17 protein-coding genes and 1 pseudogene are annotated in these 17,621 nt (G+C 63.5%); 11 read left to right on the top strand and 7 right to left on the bottom strand.

Annotation, left to right across the window (positions count from 1 at the left end):
• Window positions 1–234 (top strand): annotated as a pseudogene (actP, locus tag ABDB81_RS27830) (cation acetate symporter); the annotation flags it as partial.
• Between the two features lie 7 nt (window positions 235–241).
• Complete coding sequence (locus tag ABDB81_RS27825) at window positions 242–526, top strand: hypothetical protein (protein ID WP_346814140.1); 285 nt, start codon at window positions 242–244, stop codon at window positions 524–526.
• Between the two features lie 2 nt (window positions 527–528).
• Here the strand turns inward: ABDB81_RS27825 and ABDB81_RS27820 are convergent, their stop codons facing one another.
• Entirely contained in the window at window positions 529–996 is a 468-nt protein-coding gene (locus ABDB81_RS27820; RefSeq protein WP_160471987.1) for a Rid family hydrolase, read from the bottom strand.
• A gap of 207 nt (window positions 997–1,203) precedes the next feature.
• Entirely contained in the window at window positions 1,204–2,136 is a 933-nt protein-coding gene (nhaR, locus tag ABDB81_RS27815; protein WP_137926576.1) for a transcriptional activator NhaR, read from the bottom strand.
• A gap of 197 nt (window positions 2,137–2,333) precedes the next feature.
• Here nhaR and ABDB81_RS27810 point away from each other — a divergent pair, with 197 nt between their 5' ends.
• The gene (locus ABDB81_RS27810; RefSeq protein WP_160471988.1) at window positions 2,334–2,840 is read left to right on the top strand and encodes a universal stress protein; all 507 of its coding nucleotides are present in this window, start codon (window positions 2,334–2,336) and stop codon (window positions 2,838–2,840) included.
• Between the two features lie 126 nt (window positions 2,841–2,966).
• Window positions 2,967–3,941 (top strand): TerC family protein, encoded by a 975-nt coding sequence (locus tag ABDB81_RS27805; protein WP_137926574.1) that lies wholly within the window; start codon window positions 2,967–2,969, stop codon window positions 3,939–3,941.
• 49 nt (window positions 3,942–3,990) lie between these two features.
• Here the strand turns inward: ABDB81_RS27805 and ABDB81_RS27800 are convergent, their stop codons facing one another.
• Window positions 3,991–4,953 (bottom strand): LysR family transcriptional regulator, encoded by a 963-nt coding sequence (locus ABDB81_RS27800; RefSeq protein ID WP_346814139.1) that lies wholly within the window; start codon window positions 4,951–4,953, stop codon window positions 3,991–3,993.
• Between the two features lie 224 nt (window positions 4,954–5,177).
• Between ABDB81_RS27800 and ABDB81_RS27795 the strand changes: the two genes are divergently transcribed.
• From ABDB81_RS27795 to ABDB81_RS27775, 5 genes are all read left to right on the top strand, one after another.
• Complete coding sequence (locus tag ABDB81_RS27795) at window positions 5,178–6,920, top strand: IlvD/Edd family dehydratase (RefSeq protein WP_137926572.1); 1,743 nt, start codon at window positions 5,178–5,180, stop codon at window positions 6,918–6,920.
• 30 nt (window positions 6,921–6,950) lie between these two features.
• Window positions 6,951–8,261, top strand: coding sequence for an MFS transporter (locus ABDB81_RS27790; protein WP_160471993.1), 1,311 nt, complete (start codon window positions 6,951–6,953; stop codon window positions 8,259–8,261).
• Window positions 8,262–8,293: 32 nt separating this feature from the next.
• Entirely contained in the window at window positions 8,294–9,223 is a 930-nt protein-coding gene (locus ABDB81_RS27785; RefSeq protein ID WP_346814138.1) for a dihydrodipicolinate synthase family protein, read from the top strand.
• Window positions 9,224–9,495: 272 nt separating this feature from the next.
• The gene (locus tag ABDB81_RS27780; RefSeq protein WP_346814137.1) at window positions 9,496–9,957 is read left to right on the top strand and encodes a tripartite tricarboxylate transporter TctB family protein; all 462 of its coding nucleotides are present in this window, start codon (window positions 9,496–9,498) and stop codon (window positions 9,955–9,957) included.
• A 10-nt stretch (window positions 9,958–9,967) separates the two neighbouring features.
• Complete coding sequence (locus ABDB81_RS27775) at window positions 9,968–11,470, top strand: tripartite tricarboxylate transporter permease (RefSeq protein ID WP_137926568.1); 1,503 nt, start codon at window positions 9,968–9,970, stop codon at window positions 11,468–11,470.
• Window positions 11,471–11,492: 22 nt separating this feature from the next.
• On the opposite strand, the gene ABDB81_RS27770 is transcribed toward ABDB81_RS27775, so the two are convergent.
• A complete protein-coding gene (locus ABDB81_RS27770) occupies window positions 11,493–12,416 on the bottom strand; it encodes a LysR family transcriptional regulator (protein ID WP_137926567.1) in 924 nt (307 codons plus the stop codon).
• Between the two features lie 152 nt (window positions 12,417–12,568).
• Between ABDB81_RS27770 and ABDB81_RS27765 the strand changes: the two genes are divergently transcribed.
• Together ABDB81_RS27765 and ABDB81_RS27760 are read left to right on the top strand one after the other, a co-directional pair.
• Entirely contained in the window at window positions 12,569–13,750 is a 1,182-nt protein-coding gene (locus ABDB81_RS27765) for a M20 aminoacylase family protein (RefSeq protein WP_346814136.1), read from the top strand.
• 53 nt (window positions 13,751–13,803) lie between these two features.
• Window positions 13,804–14,814 carry a tripartite tricarboxylate transporter substrate binding protein gene (locus ABDB81_RS27760; RefSeq protein ID WP_346814135.1) on the top strand — a complete coding sequence of 337 codons (1,011 nt, stop codon included), beginning with the start codon at window positions 13,804–13,806 and terminating at the stop codon, window positions 14,812–14,814.
• A gap of 28 nt (window positions 14,815–14,842) precedes the next feature.
• On the opposite strand, the gene ABDB81_RS27755 is transcribed toward ABDB81_RS27760, so the two are convergent.
• From ABDB81_RS27755 to ABDB81_RS27745, 3 genes are all read right to left on the bottom strand, one after another.
• On the bottom strand, window positions 14,843–15,313 hold the full coding sequence (locus tag ABDB81_RS27755; protein WP_346814134.1) for an adenylyltransferase/cytidyltransferase family protein: 471 nt from the start codon (window positions 15,311–15,313) through the stop codon (window positions 14,843–14,845).
• Window positions 15,314–15,662: 349 nt separating this feature from the next.
• Window positions 15,663–17,030 carry an MFS transporter gene (locus ABDB81_RS27750; protein WP_137926563.1) on the bottom strand — a complete coding sequence of 456 codons (1,368 nt, stop codon included), beginning with the start codon at window positions 17,028–17,030 and terminating at the stop codon, window positions 15,663–15,665.
• 29 nt (window positions 17,031–17,059) lie between these two features.
• A partial coding sequence (locus tag ABDB81_RS27745) for an AMP-binding protein (protein WP_346814133.1) occupies window positions 17,060–17,621 on the bottom strand: 562 nt, incomplete at its 5' end.

Here is a 17,621-nt window from a genome sequence, read left to right as displayed (position 1 = left end):
GTGGTACTCACCGTACTGTCGCAGGCAGTGTGGGTCGACGTGTTCCACTTCAAGAGCGCGCCGTTCCCCTACACCTCGCCGGCACTGTTCTCGATGACGATCGGATTCGTCGGCATCTGGCTGTTCTCGGTCACTGACAGGTCCAAGCGCGCGCTGCTCGACAAGGCTGGATTCGAGGCGCAGGAACTGCGCTCGGAAACCGGCATTGGTGCAGGAGAAGCTGCCGCGCACTGAACGCAGGGTGTCTGACATGATCCGGCGCGGCATTGATGCAGGCCTGGCATACCACGTCGGCCATGTGCTCGAATGCGGGGCGCTCGCCTGCGATCCCGGCTCGCCGTCGGATTGTCTCGTTGCGGAGATCTACGACGATGACACCGCAGTGTTCGTGCCGCTGGACCCCGCGCGCCGCTGCACGCCCTATTTCGGTGCTTGGGGAAGAAGCGGCGGCGTATCGCTATCTCCAGTGAGCTGGAATGGCAGCGATTGCCGTCCGCTGCCCGACGTCACCACACGCGGGCGCTGACCTCAGGCCGTTGCTGTCGGACTCAGCACGGCCTTGCAGGCAATTTCGATCAACTGCGGCGGCATGGCCAGTCGGGAGACGCCGATCAGGTTGCTGGCACATTGCGGGCGCTCTGTGCCGTATGCCGCCTTGCGGACCTTGCCTGCCACGGCGAAGGCCGCGTCGACATCGAGAACGTAGACGGTCTCTTCCACGACATTGTCCAGCGTTGCGCCGAATCGACCGAGAAGGGTGGCGAGGTTCTCGTAGGTGGCACGCATCTGGGCTTCCATGGTGGAGAAGTCGCTCGGCTTGCCGTTCGCGTCAAGCGCGGCTGGCGCGATCAGATTGCCATGGCTGTCGTGGCTGAGTTGACCGGACACGTAGATGTCGTTACCTACCTGCACCGCTTGCGCATAGCCATAGGCGTCTTCCCACGGAACGCCCCAGTAGGCGGTTTTCTTTTCGGGCGAACCTGGTTGAGTCGTCATGCTTAAGCTCCTTGAGAAATGGCAACCGCAGAGTCGGTGCCCAGCTTGCAAAAGGGCTTCAGCCTAGCATTCCCAAAGCGGATTGCGCGCGCAAAACATGCGCTTCGACGCAGTATTTTTGCAGGGGAAGCGCCGGGTGGTGCGACCATCGTCTGCTGCCGTTACGCCCTCCGTCGTAGACAATCGAAACCCGTGTACGAATCGGGTTCAGGTGCCGGGGCGACGTGACCGTCGATCTCGTGCTGTCCTCGCAAACAGTTCGTTACGCGCGGACGCGGTAATCGCTGTCACGCATGGATGCGTGATGCGGCGTTCAACGGAGATGGCAAAGAACTCTTCTGCAACTTCCGAGGTCGCACCGAGTGCGCGCGCACCGAACTGGTTTTCGATGTCTTGCTCCAGCACGGTGGGTCCGATAAAGATGCCGAGCCCGCGACGGCCAAATTCCTTGGCGAGTGCGCTGTCATCGCATTCGCCAACGATGCGCGGGGTTAGCGACAGCGACTGCAGCCACTGCCGCAGTCGCTGCCCAACCGCGGAATCCTCAGCGGGCATGAGCATTGGCGCCCCGTCGAGACACGCAGGGAAGGGCTGCTTGCAGAGGTCGTGCAGCGCCGGGGCGGCAAAGAAGCTGATCCCCGAGCCGCCGAGCCGGTGATTGAAGGCGCGTATGCTGACCGCCGAAGGAATCGGCGCATCGGCGATGACGAGATCGATGCGGTGAAGGGCCAGTTCGGCAAGCAACAGTTCGAGCTTCCATTCGCGGCACACAATGCGGACGGGTCCAGGCAATTGCGTCGCCGGTTCGATCAGCCGGCAAGCGATGGTTTTCGGCACCGCGTCAGCAACGCCCACGCGGAATTCCAGCGGTTTGCCTTGGCAGGGCGACGCCCGTACGGCTTCTTCAAGTTCCGCGCCCATCGAGAAGATGGCTTCGGCATACCCCAATACCATGCGCCCCGATTCCGTGAGCTGCAAGCCACGGCCGCTCTTGGCGAACAGCGGTGTGCCCAGGCATGCCTCGAACAACTGAATCTGTCCGCTAATGGTCTGTGGCGACAGATGCAGGCGTTTGCTGGCCAGGCTGACGCTACCCAGCCTGGCTACGTGATAGAAGTAGTGCAGGTGCTTGTAGTTCATGAGGATTGCCCTTGTCGGCGCCTGGTCTTGCAGGCGAAATCCTCCCGTTTTTTCGAATGATGGTATCCGAACAATCTGCTTTTCGCTGGGAGGTTTACCCCCTAGATTGCAGTTATCGACTGCAGTGAGTGCAGACCATCAGGACCCCGGCGGTCGCGGCCCTGACGTGCGTGCACGCCCCTCCAGGAGGCATAGACATGGCCACGCTACTTGTACCTTGCGACGGTTCGCCGAGCGCATTGCTGGCGGTACGGCAGGCTATCGGAGAATACCTTCAGGGCGAGGCCCGTCATATCCATTTGTTGAACGTTCAGCCCCCGTTCTCGCGCAATGTGAACCACTACATCGAACGCACGCTACGCGACGACTTCCAGCGCGAACGTGCCGACGAGGAGCTTGCCGCGGCCAGAGCGATGTTCCATGCGGCTGGCGTGCCGTTTGCCGAGCACCTCCAGATAGGCGAGACGGTGCGGAGTATCGTGGATGTGGCGCAGCAGTTGCACTGCGACCGCGTGCTGATCGGCACCGCGCGCAAGAGCGCGCTGGTGCGTGCGGTGGAGCATTCCCTCACCAACCAGTTGCTGGAGAGTTGCCCCGTTCCCGTCGAGGTCATTGGCGGCCCGCCCGCCCCATTGATCGAGCGCGTCGGCATACCGGCAGGGTTGGGTGCCGGTCTCGCCTTGCTTCTGGCCAGTCAGGCATGAATGCCATCGCGCGTCGGAAACCTGCTCGGCGGCTGAGAGAGTAAAGCGCTTCCGCGCCGGATTCTGGATCGCCAATCTGCCGGCCGCTGCAAATCGGACGTACGGCCGGCATCCCTTGCCCACGCAATCATGATGATGGAATCGTTCGCTACCGGTCCGATGTGGGCTGGCTTCGTGGTGTTCGTGCTGACGATGTTGGCGCTGGACCTGTTCGTTTTCGGTGGCAACAAGGCGCATCGCGTCTCGGTCAGGGAAGCGGGCATCTGGGTCGTGGCATGGATGACGATGGCAGGCACGTTTGCCGGTCTGCTCTGGTGGTATCTCGACACGCATGCCAGCCGCGACATCGCCAACAGCAAGGCACTGGAGTTCATCACCGGCTACCTGATCGAACAGTCGCTGTCGATCGACAACATGTTTGTCTTCGTCATGATCTTCAGCTTCTTTGCGGTGCCCCCCGAATTGCAGCGGCGGGTGCTGCTCTACGGCGTACTCGGCGCCATCGTGATGCGTGCGGGCATGATCCTGGCCGGTGTATGGCTCGTCAGCGAATTCGCCTGGGTCCTGTATGTCTTCGGTGTCTTTCTGGTGATCACCGGCATCAAGATGCTTGTATTTGCGGAGAAACAGCCTGACCTGGAGAGGAATCCGCTATTGCGCTGGCTGCGCCGCCACATGCGCATCACAACTGCATTTCACAACGACAAGTTCTTTGTGCGGATCGACGGTATGCGTTGGGCCACGCCGATGTTCCTGGTGTTGATCATGATCGAGGCCAGCGACCTGGTCTTCGCCGTGGACAGCATCCCGGCAATCTTTGCGGTCACCACCGACCCCTTCATCGTCTTCACCTCCAACATCTTTGCCATCATGGGGTTGCGTGCACTCTATTTCCTGCTGGCAGACATGTCGCTGCGCTTTCACCTTCTCAAGTACGGGCTCGCCCTGGTGCTGATCTTCATCGGCGGGAAGATGTTGGCTGCCCCGTGGTTTCATATGCCCGTGCAATGGTCGCTCGCCATTGTCGGTACGGTGATCCTGCTATCCGTGCTGCTGAGTCTCAAGTTCTCGCCGCGCAGGCTTCGCGAGCGCGTTTCATGAAGGGCGAAGCGCGTATCCCACGCTCCACCGTATCGAGGCGTCACCGTATTCAATGTCGGGCGCTCTCCGCGTCGCCGTATATCGCACTCGATACGGTACGCAGTGCTTCGGCCATCTGCTCGGCGGCCGGAGACAGCAGCCGGTCAGTGCGCGTGATGATGCCGAAATCATCCATGTGGCAAGGCACGTCGAGCGGCAGGATTGCCACCATGCCGTGCCTGGCGTAGTACGCGGCGACATCGGCGGCCAGCACGCCCAGCATGTCGCTGGACTCGATCATCTGCGTCACGAACAACAGCGCGGCAGTTTCCACGACATTGGTGGGTGGAATCAGGCTGGCGCGCTGGAACATCAGGTCGAAGCGGTGGCGCAGCACGCTGCCTGCTGGCGGGACGATCCAGCCCGCGCGGTCGAGATCGGCCAGCGACAGCGCCGCCGCGCGCAGCAGCGGATGATCGCGGCGTACCACCACGCAGACAGGCTCGGCGGCCAGTGGCTCGTAGCGCAGATGCAGCTTGTCATGCTCGGCGAACAGGCGTGCCACCACGAGGTCGAGCTTCTCCTGTGCCAGCCGTTCAAGCAGTACGTTGCTGTTCTCGATTTCCAGCGATATGCGCAGGCCGGGGCTTTCCCGCTTGAGCATTGCCACGGCCGGTGGCAGTAGCGTGACGCCAGGCGAGGTGATCGCGCCAACGGCCACGTGGCCGAGCCGCCCGGCCTGCAGCGCCATGACCTCCTCCTGCGCCTGATCCAGGCTGCCGACCACCGCGCGCGCATGACGGATCATGGCGTCGCCATAGCGCGTTGGCCGCATCCCGCGCGGCAAGCGTTCGAACAGCGGAACGCCCAGCATTTCCTCTAGTTCACGAAGCAGCTTAGATGCCGCCGGCTGGGTCATGTTCAGCACGGCAGCGGCGCGGTGGATGTTGCCTTCTTCGGCCAACGCCACCAGCAACAGCAACTGCCGTGTCTTGAGACGGGCGCGGATGTACCACGGGGGAGCGGTGGGCATAGGGTTATTACCAATGCGTGAATCGGTATCGCAGCGGCGTGCTTTTTCATTGGAAGCATATCCGATAGGTGCGTAGACTGCCGCTCATTCGAAAACAACAATCGCCCGCGCCACTCGCGCACCCCGGGCGGGAGACGCCCTTCATTGCCCCAACCCGATGTCATGCCCGACGCCGGCCTCGTGTCCCGCCTCGCCGCATGCGTCCGCCGTATTCAGGAACCCTCATGCCGGATTCGAAACCCAAGCTCCGCTCCACCCACTGGTTCGGCACCGCCGACAAGAACGGCTTCATGTACCGAAGCTGGATGAAGAACCAGGGCATTCCCAATCACGAGTTCGATGGCCGGCCGATCATTGGCATCTGCAATACGTGGTCGGAACTGACACCTTGCAACGCGCACTTCCGGAAAATTGCCGAACACGTGAAGCGCGGCGTCTACGAGGCGGGCGGTTTCCCCGTGGAATTCCCGGTGTTTTCGAGCGGCGAATCGAACCTGCGTCCCACGGCGATGCTCACGCGCAACCTGGCGGCGATGGACGTCGAGGAAGCCATCCGGGGCAACCCCGTCGATGCCGTGGTGCTGCTGGCCGGTTGCGACAAGACCACGCCGGCGCTGCTGATGGGCGCGGCAAGCTGCGATGTCCCGGCCATCGTGGTCAGCGGGGGACCGATGCTCAACGGCAAGCTCGACGGCAAGGACATCGGCTCGGGCACGGCCGTCTGGCAGTTGCATGAATCGCTCAAGGCCGGCGAGATCGACCTGCATCACTTCTTGTCGGCCGAAGCCGGCATGTCGCGTTCGGCTGGCACCTGCAACACCATGGGCACCGCATCCACGATGGCCTGCATGGCCGAGGCGTTAGGCGTCACGCTGCCGCACAACGCGGCAATTCCGGCGGTGGACGCACGCCGCTACGTGCTGGCGCACATGTCCGGTATCCGCATCGTCGAGATGGCGCTGGAAGGGCTGTGCCTGTCCAAAGTACTGACGCGCGAAGCGTTCGAGAACGCGATCCGCACCAACGCGGCCATCGGAGGTTCTACCAACGCCGTGATCCATTTGAAGGCCATCGCGGGCCGCATGGGCGTGCCGCTGGAACTGGAGGACTGGACCCGCATTGGCCGCGATACGCCGACCATTGTCGATCTGCAACCGTCCGGCCGTTTCCTGATGGAGGAGTTCTACTACGCGGGCGGATTGCCTGCGGTGCTGCGCCGGCTGGGCGAAGCGGGGCTGCTGCCGAATCCGGATGCGCTGACCGTCAATGGCCGCTCGCTGTGGGACAACGTCCGCGAGGCGCCCAATTTCAATGACGAGGTCATCCGCCCGCTCGACCAACCGCTGATTGCCGATGGCGGCATCCGCGTGCTGCGCGGCAACCTGGCGCCACGCGGTGCGGTACTCAAGCCGTCGGCCGCCACGCCTGAACTGCTGAAGCACCGTGGCCGCGCCGTGGTGTTCGAGAACCTGGAGCACTACAAGGCGCGCATCGTCGATGAGTCGCTCGATGTCGATGCCGACTCGATACTCGTGATGAAGAACTGCGGACCCAAGGGCTATCCCGGCATGGCCGAGGTGGGCAACATGGGCCTGCCACCCAAGCTGTTGCGCCAGGGCGTCAAGGACATGGTGCGGATCTCCGATGCGCGCATGAGCGGCACCGCCTACGGCACCGTGGTACTGCACGTAGCGCCCGAGGCCGCGGCCGGTGGCCCGCTGGCTGCCGTGCGCGATGGCGACTGGATCGAACTCGACTGCGACGCCGGCACGCTGCACCTCGACATCACGCAGGAGGAACTGGCAGACCGTATGGAGGGATTCCAGCCGCCGGGTCCCGATGGACGGGCAGGGCAGGGCGGCTACCAACGGCTCTATGTGCAGCACGTCCTGCAGGCCGACGAGGGCTGCGATCTCGACTTCCTGGTAGGTTGCCGCGGCGCTGACGTGCCGCGCCATTCCCACTGAACAAACCAAAAACAAGGCGAGGAGACAACGATGAGCAATCAATCGGAAGAGTCGCGCATCATCGCGATGCTGACGCGCAAGTTGATACCGTTCCTGGCGTTGATTTACGTGGTGGCCTATATCGACCGTTCGGTGGTGGGCTTTGCCAAGCTGCACATGAACGCGGCGGCTGGCATCAGCGATGCCGCCTACGGGCTGGGCGCCGGACTGTTTTTCATCGGCTACTTCCTGTGCGAGGTGCCGAGCAACCTGGCCCTGGAGCGCTTCGGTGCGCGCCGCTGGTTTGCGCGCATCCTGTTCACCTGGGGCGTGATCACGATGCTGATGGCGCTGATCCACAACGCCACCACGTTCTACGTGCTGCGATTCCTGCTGGGTGCGGCGGAGGCGGGGCTGTATCCGGGCATCCTGTACTTCCTGACCAAGTGGTTCCCGATGCGGCACCGCGCACGCATCATTGGATTGCTGGTGCTGGCGCAACCCATCGCGCTGATCATTACCGGCCCCATCGCCGGGTGGGTGCTGTCGACGCCGGGCCTGTTCGGGCTGTCGAACTGGCAGACGCTGTTTGTCATCAGCGGTCTTCCTGCCGTACTGCTCTGCGTTCCTACGCTGCGGTTGATCCCGGAGTCGCCCGCCGACGCGAAGTGGCTGGCGGCGGGAGACCGCGCCTGGATCGAGCGCGAACTCGGTGCCGACCAGAAGACTTTCGGGCTGAAGTCGCACGGCAACCCGCTGGCTGCGCTCAAGGACAAGCGTGTGCTGCTGCTGTCGCTGCTGTTCCTGCCTTTCCCGCTGAGTATCTACGGGCTGTCGCTGTGGCTGCCGACGATCATCAAGCAATTCGGCGTCAGCGACGTGACCACAGGCTGGTTGTCGGCGATCCCCTACCTGTTTGCCGTGGCGGGGCTCTACCTGGTGCCGCGCCATTCCGACCGCAAGGGTGAGCGCTACTGGCATATCGTGGTGGTCTCGGCGGCAGCGGCGGTCACCATGGCGGCCAGCGCCTGGGTGCAAACGCCAGCGCTGCAGTTCCTGTTCATCTGCCTGACCGCATTCTCGATCTATTCGATCCAGGCCGTGGTCTGGGCGCTGCCGGGCCAATTCCTGACTGGCGCCAGCGCGGCGGTGGGCATTGCCACGATCAACTCGCTGGCGAACCTGGGCGGCTACCTGGGCCCGTTCGGTATCGGCGTGATCAAGGACGCCACGGGCAGCCTGGCCGCCGGCCTCTACTTCCTCGCCGCGATGCTGTTGTTCGCGGTCGTCATGACCTTTGTGGTACGCGCCGCGCTGGAACCGCGCCCGGCCGCGGCGCCTGCGCCGCACACCGCCACCTGAACGCCACCTGAACGCCATCTGAAGGAACCGCCATGCCCAACCTGCAGAACCCGCGCTATCGCGGCATCTTCCCTGTGGTGCCCACCACGTTCGACGAAGCGGGTGAGCTCGACCTCGAGAGTCAGAAGCGCGCGGTCGACTTCATGATCGATGCGGGGTCGGACGGCCTGTGCATCCTGGCAAATTTCTCCGAGCAGTTCGCTGTCACCGACGACGAACGCGAGGTGCTGACTCGCACGGTGCTTGAACACGTGGCCGGGCGCGTGCCGGTGATCGTCACGACCACGCACTACGCGACGCGCGTTTGCATCGAGCGTAGCCTGCACGCCCAGCGAATGGGCGCAGCGATGGTCATGGTGATGCCGCCTTACCACGGTGCCACGTTCCGTGTGCCGGAAGCCGGCATCTACGACTTCTATGCGCGGCTGTCGGACGCGATCGACATCCCGATCATGATCCAGGACGCGCCAGCCAGTGGCACGGTGCTGTCGGCGCCGTTCCTGGCACGCATGGCGCGCGAGATCGGGCAGGTGTCGTATTTCAAGATCGAAACGCCGGGGGCGGCCAACAAGCTGCGGGAGTTGATCCGCCTGGGTGGCGATGCAGTGGAAGGTCCATGGGACGGCGAGGAGGCCATTACGCTGCTGGCCGATCTCGAAGCAGGGGCGACCGGCGCGATGACCGGCGGCGGCTTCCCGGACGGTATCCGGCCGATCCTGAACGCCCATCGGAATGGCGACGCCGAACTGGCCTTTACGCTGTACCAGCGATGGCTCCCCTTGATCAATCATGAGAACCGCCAGGGGGGCATCCTGACCGCGAAGGCGCTCATGAAGGAAGGTGGCGTGATTGCGTGCGAAGCACCGCGCCATCCCATGCCGGCCATGCATCCTGAAACCCGCAAGGAACTGCTCGCGATTGCGCGACGGCTCGATCCGCTTGTGCTGCGCTGGGGTGGCTGATCCTGGGCTGAGTCGCATCGCCCCATCGGCCTAGGCTGCAACACCCCGGAAGATCACGGTCTTCCGGGGTGTTGTCTTTATAGGCACGCCAATCACCTGGCTCCACCCTCTGCGGATTCGTCCGGGATTTCCCCTAGCTTTGCCCAAATACATCACGACATGATGTATTGTCACGCTCTCCCACGCACCGGAAACGCCAGTAGAGGGCGGTGCGAGGGGGCGTGGCAGGCACTCTCTGTCCGTCACATGGATATGGATACGGGGACAAGGCAATGCAGATACGGAGACAGACGGACTTCTTGTCCGGACTGATGTTCATCGCGGTTGGGCTCGCTTTTTCGTGGGTCGCCCGTGGTTACACGATGGGAACGGCGGCGCGCATGGGGCCAGGCTACTTCCCGTTCTGGCTGGGTATCGTGCTGGCGCTGCTGGGTGTCGGGGTGGCCGTGGGATCGGTGTCGGCCAAGGCCGAAGCGGATCGCATGGCGCGCTGGGATATCAAGACGCTGTTGTGGGTGCTGGGCTCGGTGGTGCTGTTCGGATTGATCCTCAAGCCGCTCGGCATGGTCTTGTCGGTGTTGGTGCTTGTGCTGGTGTCGTCGATGGCCAGTCACGAGTTCAGCTGGAAGGGCGCGATATTGAACGCGGTGGTGCTGGTGATCATCAGCACGTTCGCATTCGTGTATGGCATCAACCTGCAGATGCCGGTATGGCCGGCATTCCTCGGTAACTAGGAGACCCACGATGGAACTGTTGAGCCATTTGTCGCTGGGGTTCTCCACGGCGCTATCGCTGCAGAATCTCGCTTACGCTTTTCTCGGCTGCGTGCTCGGCACGCTGATTGGCGTGCTGCCGGGCCTGGGGCCGCTGGCCACCATCGCCATGTTGCTGCCGGTGACATACACGCTGCCGCCGGTGGCAGCGCTGATCATGCTGGCCGGTATTTACTACGGCGCGCAGTATGGCGGCTCCACGACCGCGATTCTCGTCAACCTGCCGGGCGAATCCTCGTCGGTCTGTACCACGCTCGATGGCTACCAGATGGCTCGTCGCGGTCGTGCGGGTGTGGCGTTGGCAACGGCTGGCATCGGATCGTTCTTTGCTGGCAGCGTCGCCACGCTGATCCTTGCGGCGTTTGCCACGCCGCTGTCCGAACTGGCTTTCAAGTTCGGGCCAGCCGAGTACTTCTCACTGATGGTGCTCGGGCTGATCGGGGCGGTGGTGCTGGCGTCGGGGTCACTGGTCAAGGCGGTGGCCATGATCGTGCTGGGCCTGTTGCTTGGCCTGGTGGGCACCGATGTCAATTCGGGCGCGGCACGATTCTCGTTCGACGTGCCAGAGTTGACCGACGGTATCAGCATCACCGCGCTGGCGATGGGCCTGTTCGGTTTCGCGGAGATCATCGCCAACCTGGAGCAGAAGGAGACACGCGAGACGTTCACGGACAGGGTGACCGGACTGTTCCCCACGCGGGAAGATTTCCGCCGCATGATTCCGGCCATCCTGCGCGGCACGATGCTGGGTTCGGCGCTCGGCATCCTGCCCGGCGGTGGCGCGTCGCTGGCATCGTTCGCGGCGTATTCGCTGGAGAAGAAGACGTCGAAGTATTCGCACGAATTCGGCAAGGGTGCCGTGGAAGGCGTGGCGGGTCCCGAGTCCGCCAACAACGCGGCCGCGCAGACCTCCTTCATTCCGCTGCTCACGCTGGGCATTCCGCCTAACGCCGTGATGGCGCTGATGGTGGGTGCCATGACGATTCACAACATCCAGCCGGGTCCGCAGGTGATGACCAGCAACCCGTCGCTGTTCTGGGGCCTGATCGCTTCGATGTGGATTGGCAACTTCATGCTGGTGGTGCTGAACCTGCCGCTGATCGGCATCTGGGTGAAGCTGTTGACGGTGCCCTATCGTTTTCTGTATCCGGCGATCCTGGTGTTCTGCAGCATCGGTGTCTACTCGGTCAACAACACGGTATTCGACGTCTTCGTGGCAGCCGCCTGCGGCATGGTGGGCTACCTGTTCCTGAAGTTGCGCTGCGAACCTGCGCCGTTGCTGCTCGGCTTCGTGCTCGGCCCGATGATGGAGGAGAACTTCCGCCGCACGTTGTTGCTGTCGCGTGGAGATTTCTCGGTGTTCGTCTCGCGCCCGCTCTCGCTGGGGTTGCTGGTGGCAGCACTCGCGCTGGTTGCGGTGGTGGCGCTGCCGTCGATCAAGGCGAAGCGCGAGGAGGCTTTCCAGGAAGAGTAGGGCTGTGTCGGGTCGGGTGCCGTCAGGTGCCCGGCCCCAATGCCGCCGGCAATTTCCTGACCACGTGCGCGAGCATGCTCTTGGCAACGGGCGAGAGCGGACGTCCGGCGCGCGTGACCACGTGGATGCGGCTGTTGTTCAGGATGGGATTGGCCAGCGCGATCGGTACGAGATCGGCAAACTGCGTACCCTTCAGTGGCACGGAGCGCGGCGTCATGATGTAGCCAAGGCCCAGCGCCGCGAATTCCCACAAGACGCGGAACGAGTTCGTTTCCACCATGGGTCTCAGCGTCACGTGCTCGTCCAGTTCCGCCGCCTGGACGTGCTTGCGCACACCGAACGATCCCACGAGCGCGGCACCCTGATGCGGCGCCAACTCCGCCAGCGTCAGCGCTTTGCGGCGCTTGGCCAGCGGATGGTCGCGGCGGACGTAGACGCGGATCGGAGACAGCCGGGAGTAGTGGGACCGCAAGCGGTCATCGTTGGGCGGCTGAAACACCAGACCGATATGCGCCATGTCTTCAACAAGCCAGCGCACCGAATCCTCCGTGCCGGCAACCCGCAGGTTGTACGTGACGCCTGGCCGGTCGCGCATGAAATCGCTCAATACCGGCTCCAGCACCATATCGACAAAGCCTTCGCCGAATACCAGTTCGATGTGACCTTGCTGCGCATTCTTCAGGCTATCCATCTCCGCCAGGAACGTCTCGTGCAGGTCTTGCTGGCGGCGCGCGAACAGGGCCAGCATGCGGCCTGCGTCAGTGACGACCACGCCACGGCCGCGACGCTCCAGCAGGGTAAGCCCTGTGTCCTGTTCGAGCCGGGCCACGGCCCGGCTGACCATGGACGGATCGACAGATAGCGCGTCCGCCGCGCCGCGCACCGATCCCGTCTCGATGATCTGCAGCAGGCACAGCGCCCGCTTGCGGTCCAGTACGTCTTCCATAGGTTTCCGGCGCTTTGATTGCGGTGATGACTGCGGTGTTGACTGCGGTTCCAAACGTTGCAGGTTATACAACAATCACGACCATGAGTTGTCATGGATGCCACGGTCGAGTCTGCAGATAATGCCTTATCCCTGTCGACGCCCACAACACCATGACACCAGACTCCAGCGCCGCGCTGCAGAAGTTCATCCAGACGATTGCGCCCGAATTCGTGGCGATTCGCCATCAGATCCACGCCCATCCGGAACTGGCGTTCGAGGAGCGCCGCACCAGCGATCTCGTGGCGGAGCAATTGGCCGCCTGGGGCTACAAGGTCCATCGCGGACTAGGCACTACTGGCGTGGTGGGTACGCTGAAGAAGGGAAGCGGCAGCAGGACGCTGGGCATTCGTGCCGATATGGATGCCTTGCCGATTCAGGAGAAGACGGGCCTCGACTACGCCAGCACGCTGCCCGGAAAGATGCACGCCTGTGGGCACGATGGTCACACGGCCATCCTGCTGTGTGCCGCACGCTACCTGGCGGAATCCGTGGATTTCGACGGGACGCTGAACCTGATCTTCCAGCCAGCGGAGGAGAACGAAGGCGGGGCGCTGCGCATGGTGCAGGAGGGGCTTTTTGATCTGTTTCCCTGCGATGAGATCTACGCTTTGCATAATGCGCCGGGCTTGCCCGTCGGCCAGATCGGCATGATCGCCGGCCCGGCGATGGCCTCCTTCGATCGTGCAACCGTCACGCTGACCGGTCGCTCCGCGCACGGCGCGATGCCGCACCATGGCATCGACGTGATGCAGGGTGCCGCGAGCATGGTGCTCGGCCTGCAATCGATTGTGAGTCGCGAGGTTGACGCGCTCAAGTCCGCAGTCATTACAGTCGGCTCGATCCAGGCCGGTGCAACCTACAACGTGGTGCCTGAGAGTGCGACGATCAAGATCGGCATCCGGGCCCTCGATCCGCAGGTGCGCAACCATGTGGAGAACCGTTTGCACGCGTTCATCCTGGCGCAGGCCCAGAGCTTCCAGTTGAAGGCGGATGTGCAATACGAGCGCATGTACCCGGTGCTGGTCAATCACGAAGCCCAGACCGCACGGGCGCGGGAGGTGGCGATCGACCTGCTGGGCGCGGACAACGTCGTCGCACGTGGGCCAGTGATGGGCAGCGAGGATTTTGCGTACATGCTGGAGCACCGACCGGGGGCCTACGTGCGCCTGGGGAATGGTCTCGGGGAGGATGGCGGCTGCATGGTTCACAACCCGCTGTACGACTTCAATGACCGCGCCCTGCCCATCGGTGCGGCGTTCTGGGCCGCGCTGGCCACGCGCTACCTCGCCTGATACAAACCGCCTGATCCGAGCCGCTTGATCCAGAAGACAACAAGGAGACAACCATGACATCGCAGCCACGCCGCCGCTTCCTCCAACACGCAGGCCTGACGGCCGGCGCATCGATGCTCGCTGGCTTGCCCGCGTGGGCCGCAGACGTGTTCCCCAGTCGTCCGCTGGCACTGGTGGTGCCGTATCCGGCGGGCGGTGCCAGTGACACGTCCGCACGGATTTTCGGGGAATCGATTGGCCGCAGCGTCAAGCAGCAGGTGGTGGTGGAGAACTACGGGGGCGGCACGGGTTTGATCGGCGCAAACAAGGTGTTGTCCGCGCCCGCCGATGGCTACACGTTCTTCCACGGCTCGATCAACGAGGTGTTCCTGGCGCCGATGCTGAATCCCGCCGCACGCTACAAGCCGCAGGATTTCTCTCTGGCCGCGCCGATCAGCGAAACCCTGATCGTCCTGATGGTACGCAATGGCCTGGCCGCCGACACGTTCGACAAGTTCCTCGACCTCGCCAAACAGAACAAGGGCAAGCCGATGACCTACGCCACCGTGGGTGTCGATTCCATGTATCACCTGATGGGCGATGCACTGGGCGCACGCATCGGCGCGCCGTTTCTGCATGTGCCCTACAAGGGCGGCGCCCCGGCGCTGCAGGGGCTGGCAGGTGGCGAGGTGGATTTTGCGATCCTGCCGTACCAGACGAGCTTCGACGCCATGGCAGGGCAGGGCCGGCTCAAGCTCCTGACCTGTTTCTCGAAGGCGGTGCCGACGCAGCTCAAGCATATCCCGCTGATCTCCCAGAGCAAGCAGGTGCCCGACTTCGAGTATGCGATCAGCGGAGGATATTTCGTCAAGCGCGGCACGCCCGAGGATCGTGTGGCCGTCCTGCGCAAGGCGATTGGTGAAGCCCTGGCAAATCCGGAGATTCGCGCAAAGCTGGAGGCGGAAGGCCGCACCGTTGCGTCGCCGATCACTTCGCAGGCGCAGGCGAACCAGGCGTTCGACGGCTATATGAACCGGGTCACGCAACTGATCCGCAGCGTAGGCCGGCAGACGAACGCCGCCTGACACCTGCGTGGCGGCAACATCAGCCGATTCAATGCATGCTGATGGCCAGGGAGAGCGTGGCGGCGTGGAAGTGACGAGAGTCACGTACCGTGAGGATGTCTTCCGAGACGCCGCGTTCTTCCTGCAGATACTGGATGTCGCACAGGTCGTTCAGGTGCCGGAGCTGGCCGCGCCACCTGATTCCCATGACCAGCGTGTCGATATCGTAGGCCGCGATGTCCTTGGCCTTCTGGTCCCAGCTCGTCTCGGGAATCACGAAATCCACGCCCTTGAAATTCCTCACGATCTCCGCACGGTGCGTGTAGCTGACCACGGTCCGCTCGCCTTTCTCGGCGGCAAACTCGTCCGTCGATACGGCGACGATGACCGTGGTTCCCATTTGCCTGACGCGTTCGAGCAACCTGACATGGCCGATATGGAACAGGTCGAACGTGCCATAGGTGATGACAGCACGGCTGGGTCGCAGGGCGGACCGGTGATCGGACGTGTGAATGGTCATGGCGCGGTGTCGTGATGAAGGGGCGGATGCCGGTATCACGAATAGCGCAACGACCGTGCCACGGCGGGCAGCGCCGCTTCAAACCGGTGTTTGTTTGCGCCAAGCCTTGCTGGGCAAGGCTTGGCGGGTCGTCTCCTCGATCCGGGCGTGAGCGCCAGCAGGGCGGATGGCGTTACGTGTTACGTAACGGATGCCTCGTCACGCCACAATTTCCAGCGCCAGCGTGTCCGGTCTCGCGCCAAACCATCATGCGAATCCGGGACGCACAGCGATAGCGAAGACGTGCCCGCGGCGCTCATGCCACGCTTGTCGCGATGAGATGTCCACATTCGTGGACAGGTAGGACACGTCAGGCAATGGCTTTGCGGGAGACCTTTGTGGCCGCTGGCTCACCCCGCTCCGTCGCGAGGCCCGACGCCGACCGGCGATGGTCGATCAGCAGCACCGCCACCACGGCGACCACGGCCGGCAGGGCCATCGCCATGAAGTTCTGCTGCAGCGGCAGTTGCATGCCCACCAGCACACCGATCACGATTGGCGCGAGGATGGCGCCGCTGCGGCCCACGCCAGATGCCCAGCCGATACCCGTGCCACGCATCGCGGCCGGATAGAACTGCCCGGCATAGGCGTACGTGACGATCTGCGTGCCAATGGTGGAAGCGCCCGCCAATGCCACCACAACGAACAGCACACCCGTGGGCATGCCGTAGCCCAGCAGCGTGATGGAGACGGCGGCCAGCGCGTACATGCCCACCAGCACGTACTTGATGTTGAAGCGGTCGGCCAGCCAGCCGCCGCCAATCGCACCAGCCATGGCACCGAAGTTCAGCACCAGTACAAACGTCAGGGCCGAGCCCAGGCTGTAGCCGGCGCCCGCCATCAGCTTGGCCAGCCACGAACTCAGGGCATAGACCATGAACAGGCACATGAAGAACGCCACCCAGAACATGAGCGTGCTGAAGCCGCGTCCGTCCTCGAACAACTGGCGGATCGGCGCGCGCGCGGCTGTGTCCGTCGATGGCAGCGCGAAGTGGTCCGATGCCTGCGGCACATAGCCCGGCGACATACGATGCAGGATGGCTTGCGCGGCACCGATGCGGCCACGGCGGATCAGGTAGGGCAGGGATTCCGGCATCGAGCGGAGTACAGCGGGAATCACGATGACGGGCAACGCGGCGGCGAGGAACACCGATTGCCAGCCGTGGCTTTCGATCAAGCCCTTGCCGAGCAGCGCGGCGAGCATGCCGCCCACTGAGTAGCCGCTGAACATCAGCGTGACCATGGTGCCGCGAATCTTGCGGGGCGAGAATTCGGTCATCTGCGCCACCACGTTCGGCATCACGCCACCGATACCGAGCCCCGCCAGAAAGCGCGTGATGCTGAAGCTCACCGGATCGGAGGTAAAGCCTGCGGCAGCGGTGAAGACGCTGAACAGGCCCACGCAGATGGCGATGGTCAGGCGGCGGCCGATGCGGTCGGCGATGGTGCCCATGACCACGGCGCCGAACATCATGCCGAACAGTGCAGAGCTGACCATGAAGCCGGCCTGCGTGGCATCGACGCCCATCTCCTTCATGATCGACGGCAGGGCAATGCCCACCACGGCCAGGTCGTAGCCGTCGAAGATGATGATGATCGAACACCAGAACAGCAGCGACGCGTGGAAGCGATTGAATCTTGCCTCGTCGGCAAGGCGATACATGTCGATCTGACGCATGAGGGGCTCCTTGGAAAGGACGTCTGGATTCAGGCGGGCACCGCTTCAAGTTCGCGAAGCCGGAAGCGCTGGATCTTGCCGGTGGCGGTCTTGGGCAGCGCGGACAGGAAGATGATCGTGCGCGGGTACTTGTACGGGGCGAGCCGATCCTTCACGAACGCCTTCAGTTCGGATTCCTCGACGGCGGCGCCCGGCTTGAGCACCACGTATGCGCGTGTCTTCGTCAGTCCTTCGGCATCGGGCACACCCACCACGGCGGCTTCCAGCACGGCGGGATGCAGGATCAGCGTGGCTTCCACCTCGAAGGGCGAGACATAGATGCCGCTGACCTTGAGCATGTCGTCGCTGCGGCCCGCGTACTGGTAGGTGCCATCGGCGTTGCGCAGGTACTTGTCGCCGCTGCGCGTCCATGTGCCGCGAAACGTATCGCGCGATTTCTCGCAATTGCCCCAGTACATCAGCGCGGCGCTCGGGCCCTGGATATAGAGGTCGCCCACTTCGCCATCGGGCACGGGCTGTCCGTCGTCGTCGCGCAACTCCACGCTGTAGCCGGGCACGGGCCAGCCCGTGGTGCCATAGCGCACCTGGCCA

Source organism: Cupriavidus sp. DL-D2 (genome assembly GCF_039710735.1).
In the GTDB taxonomy this organism is placed as follows: Bacteria; Pseudomonadota; Gammaproteobacteria; order Burkholderiales; family Burkholderiaceae; genus Cupriavidus.
The sequence above is the reverse complement of the archived record's forward strand: the minus strand, read 5'-3'. Positions and strand labels throughout refer to the sequence as shown.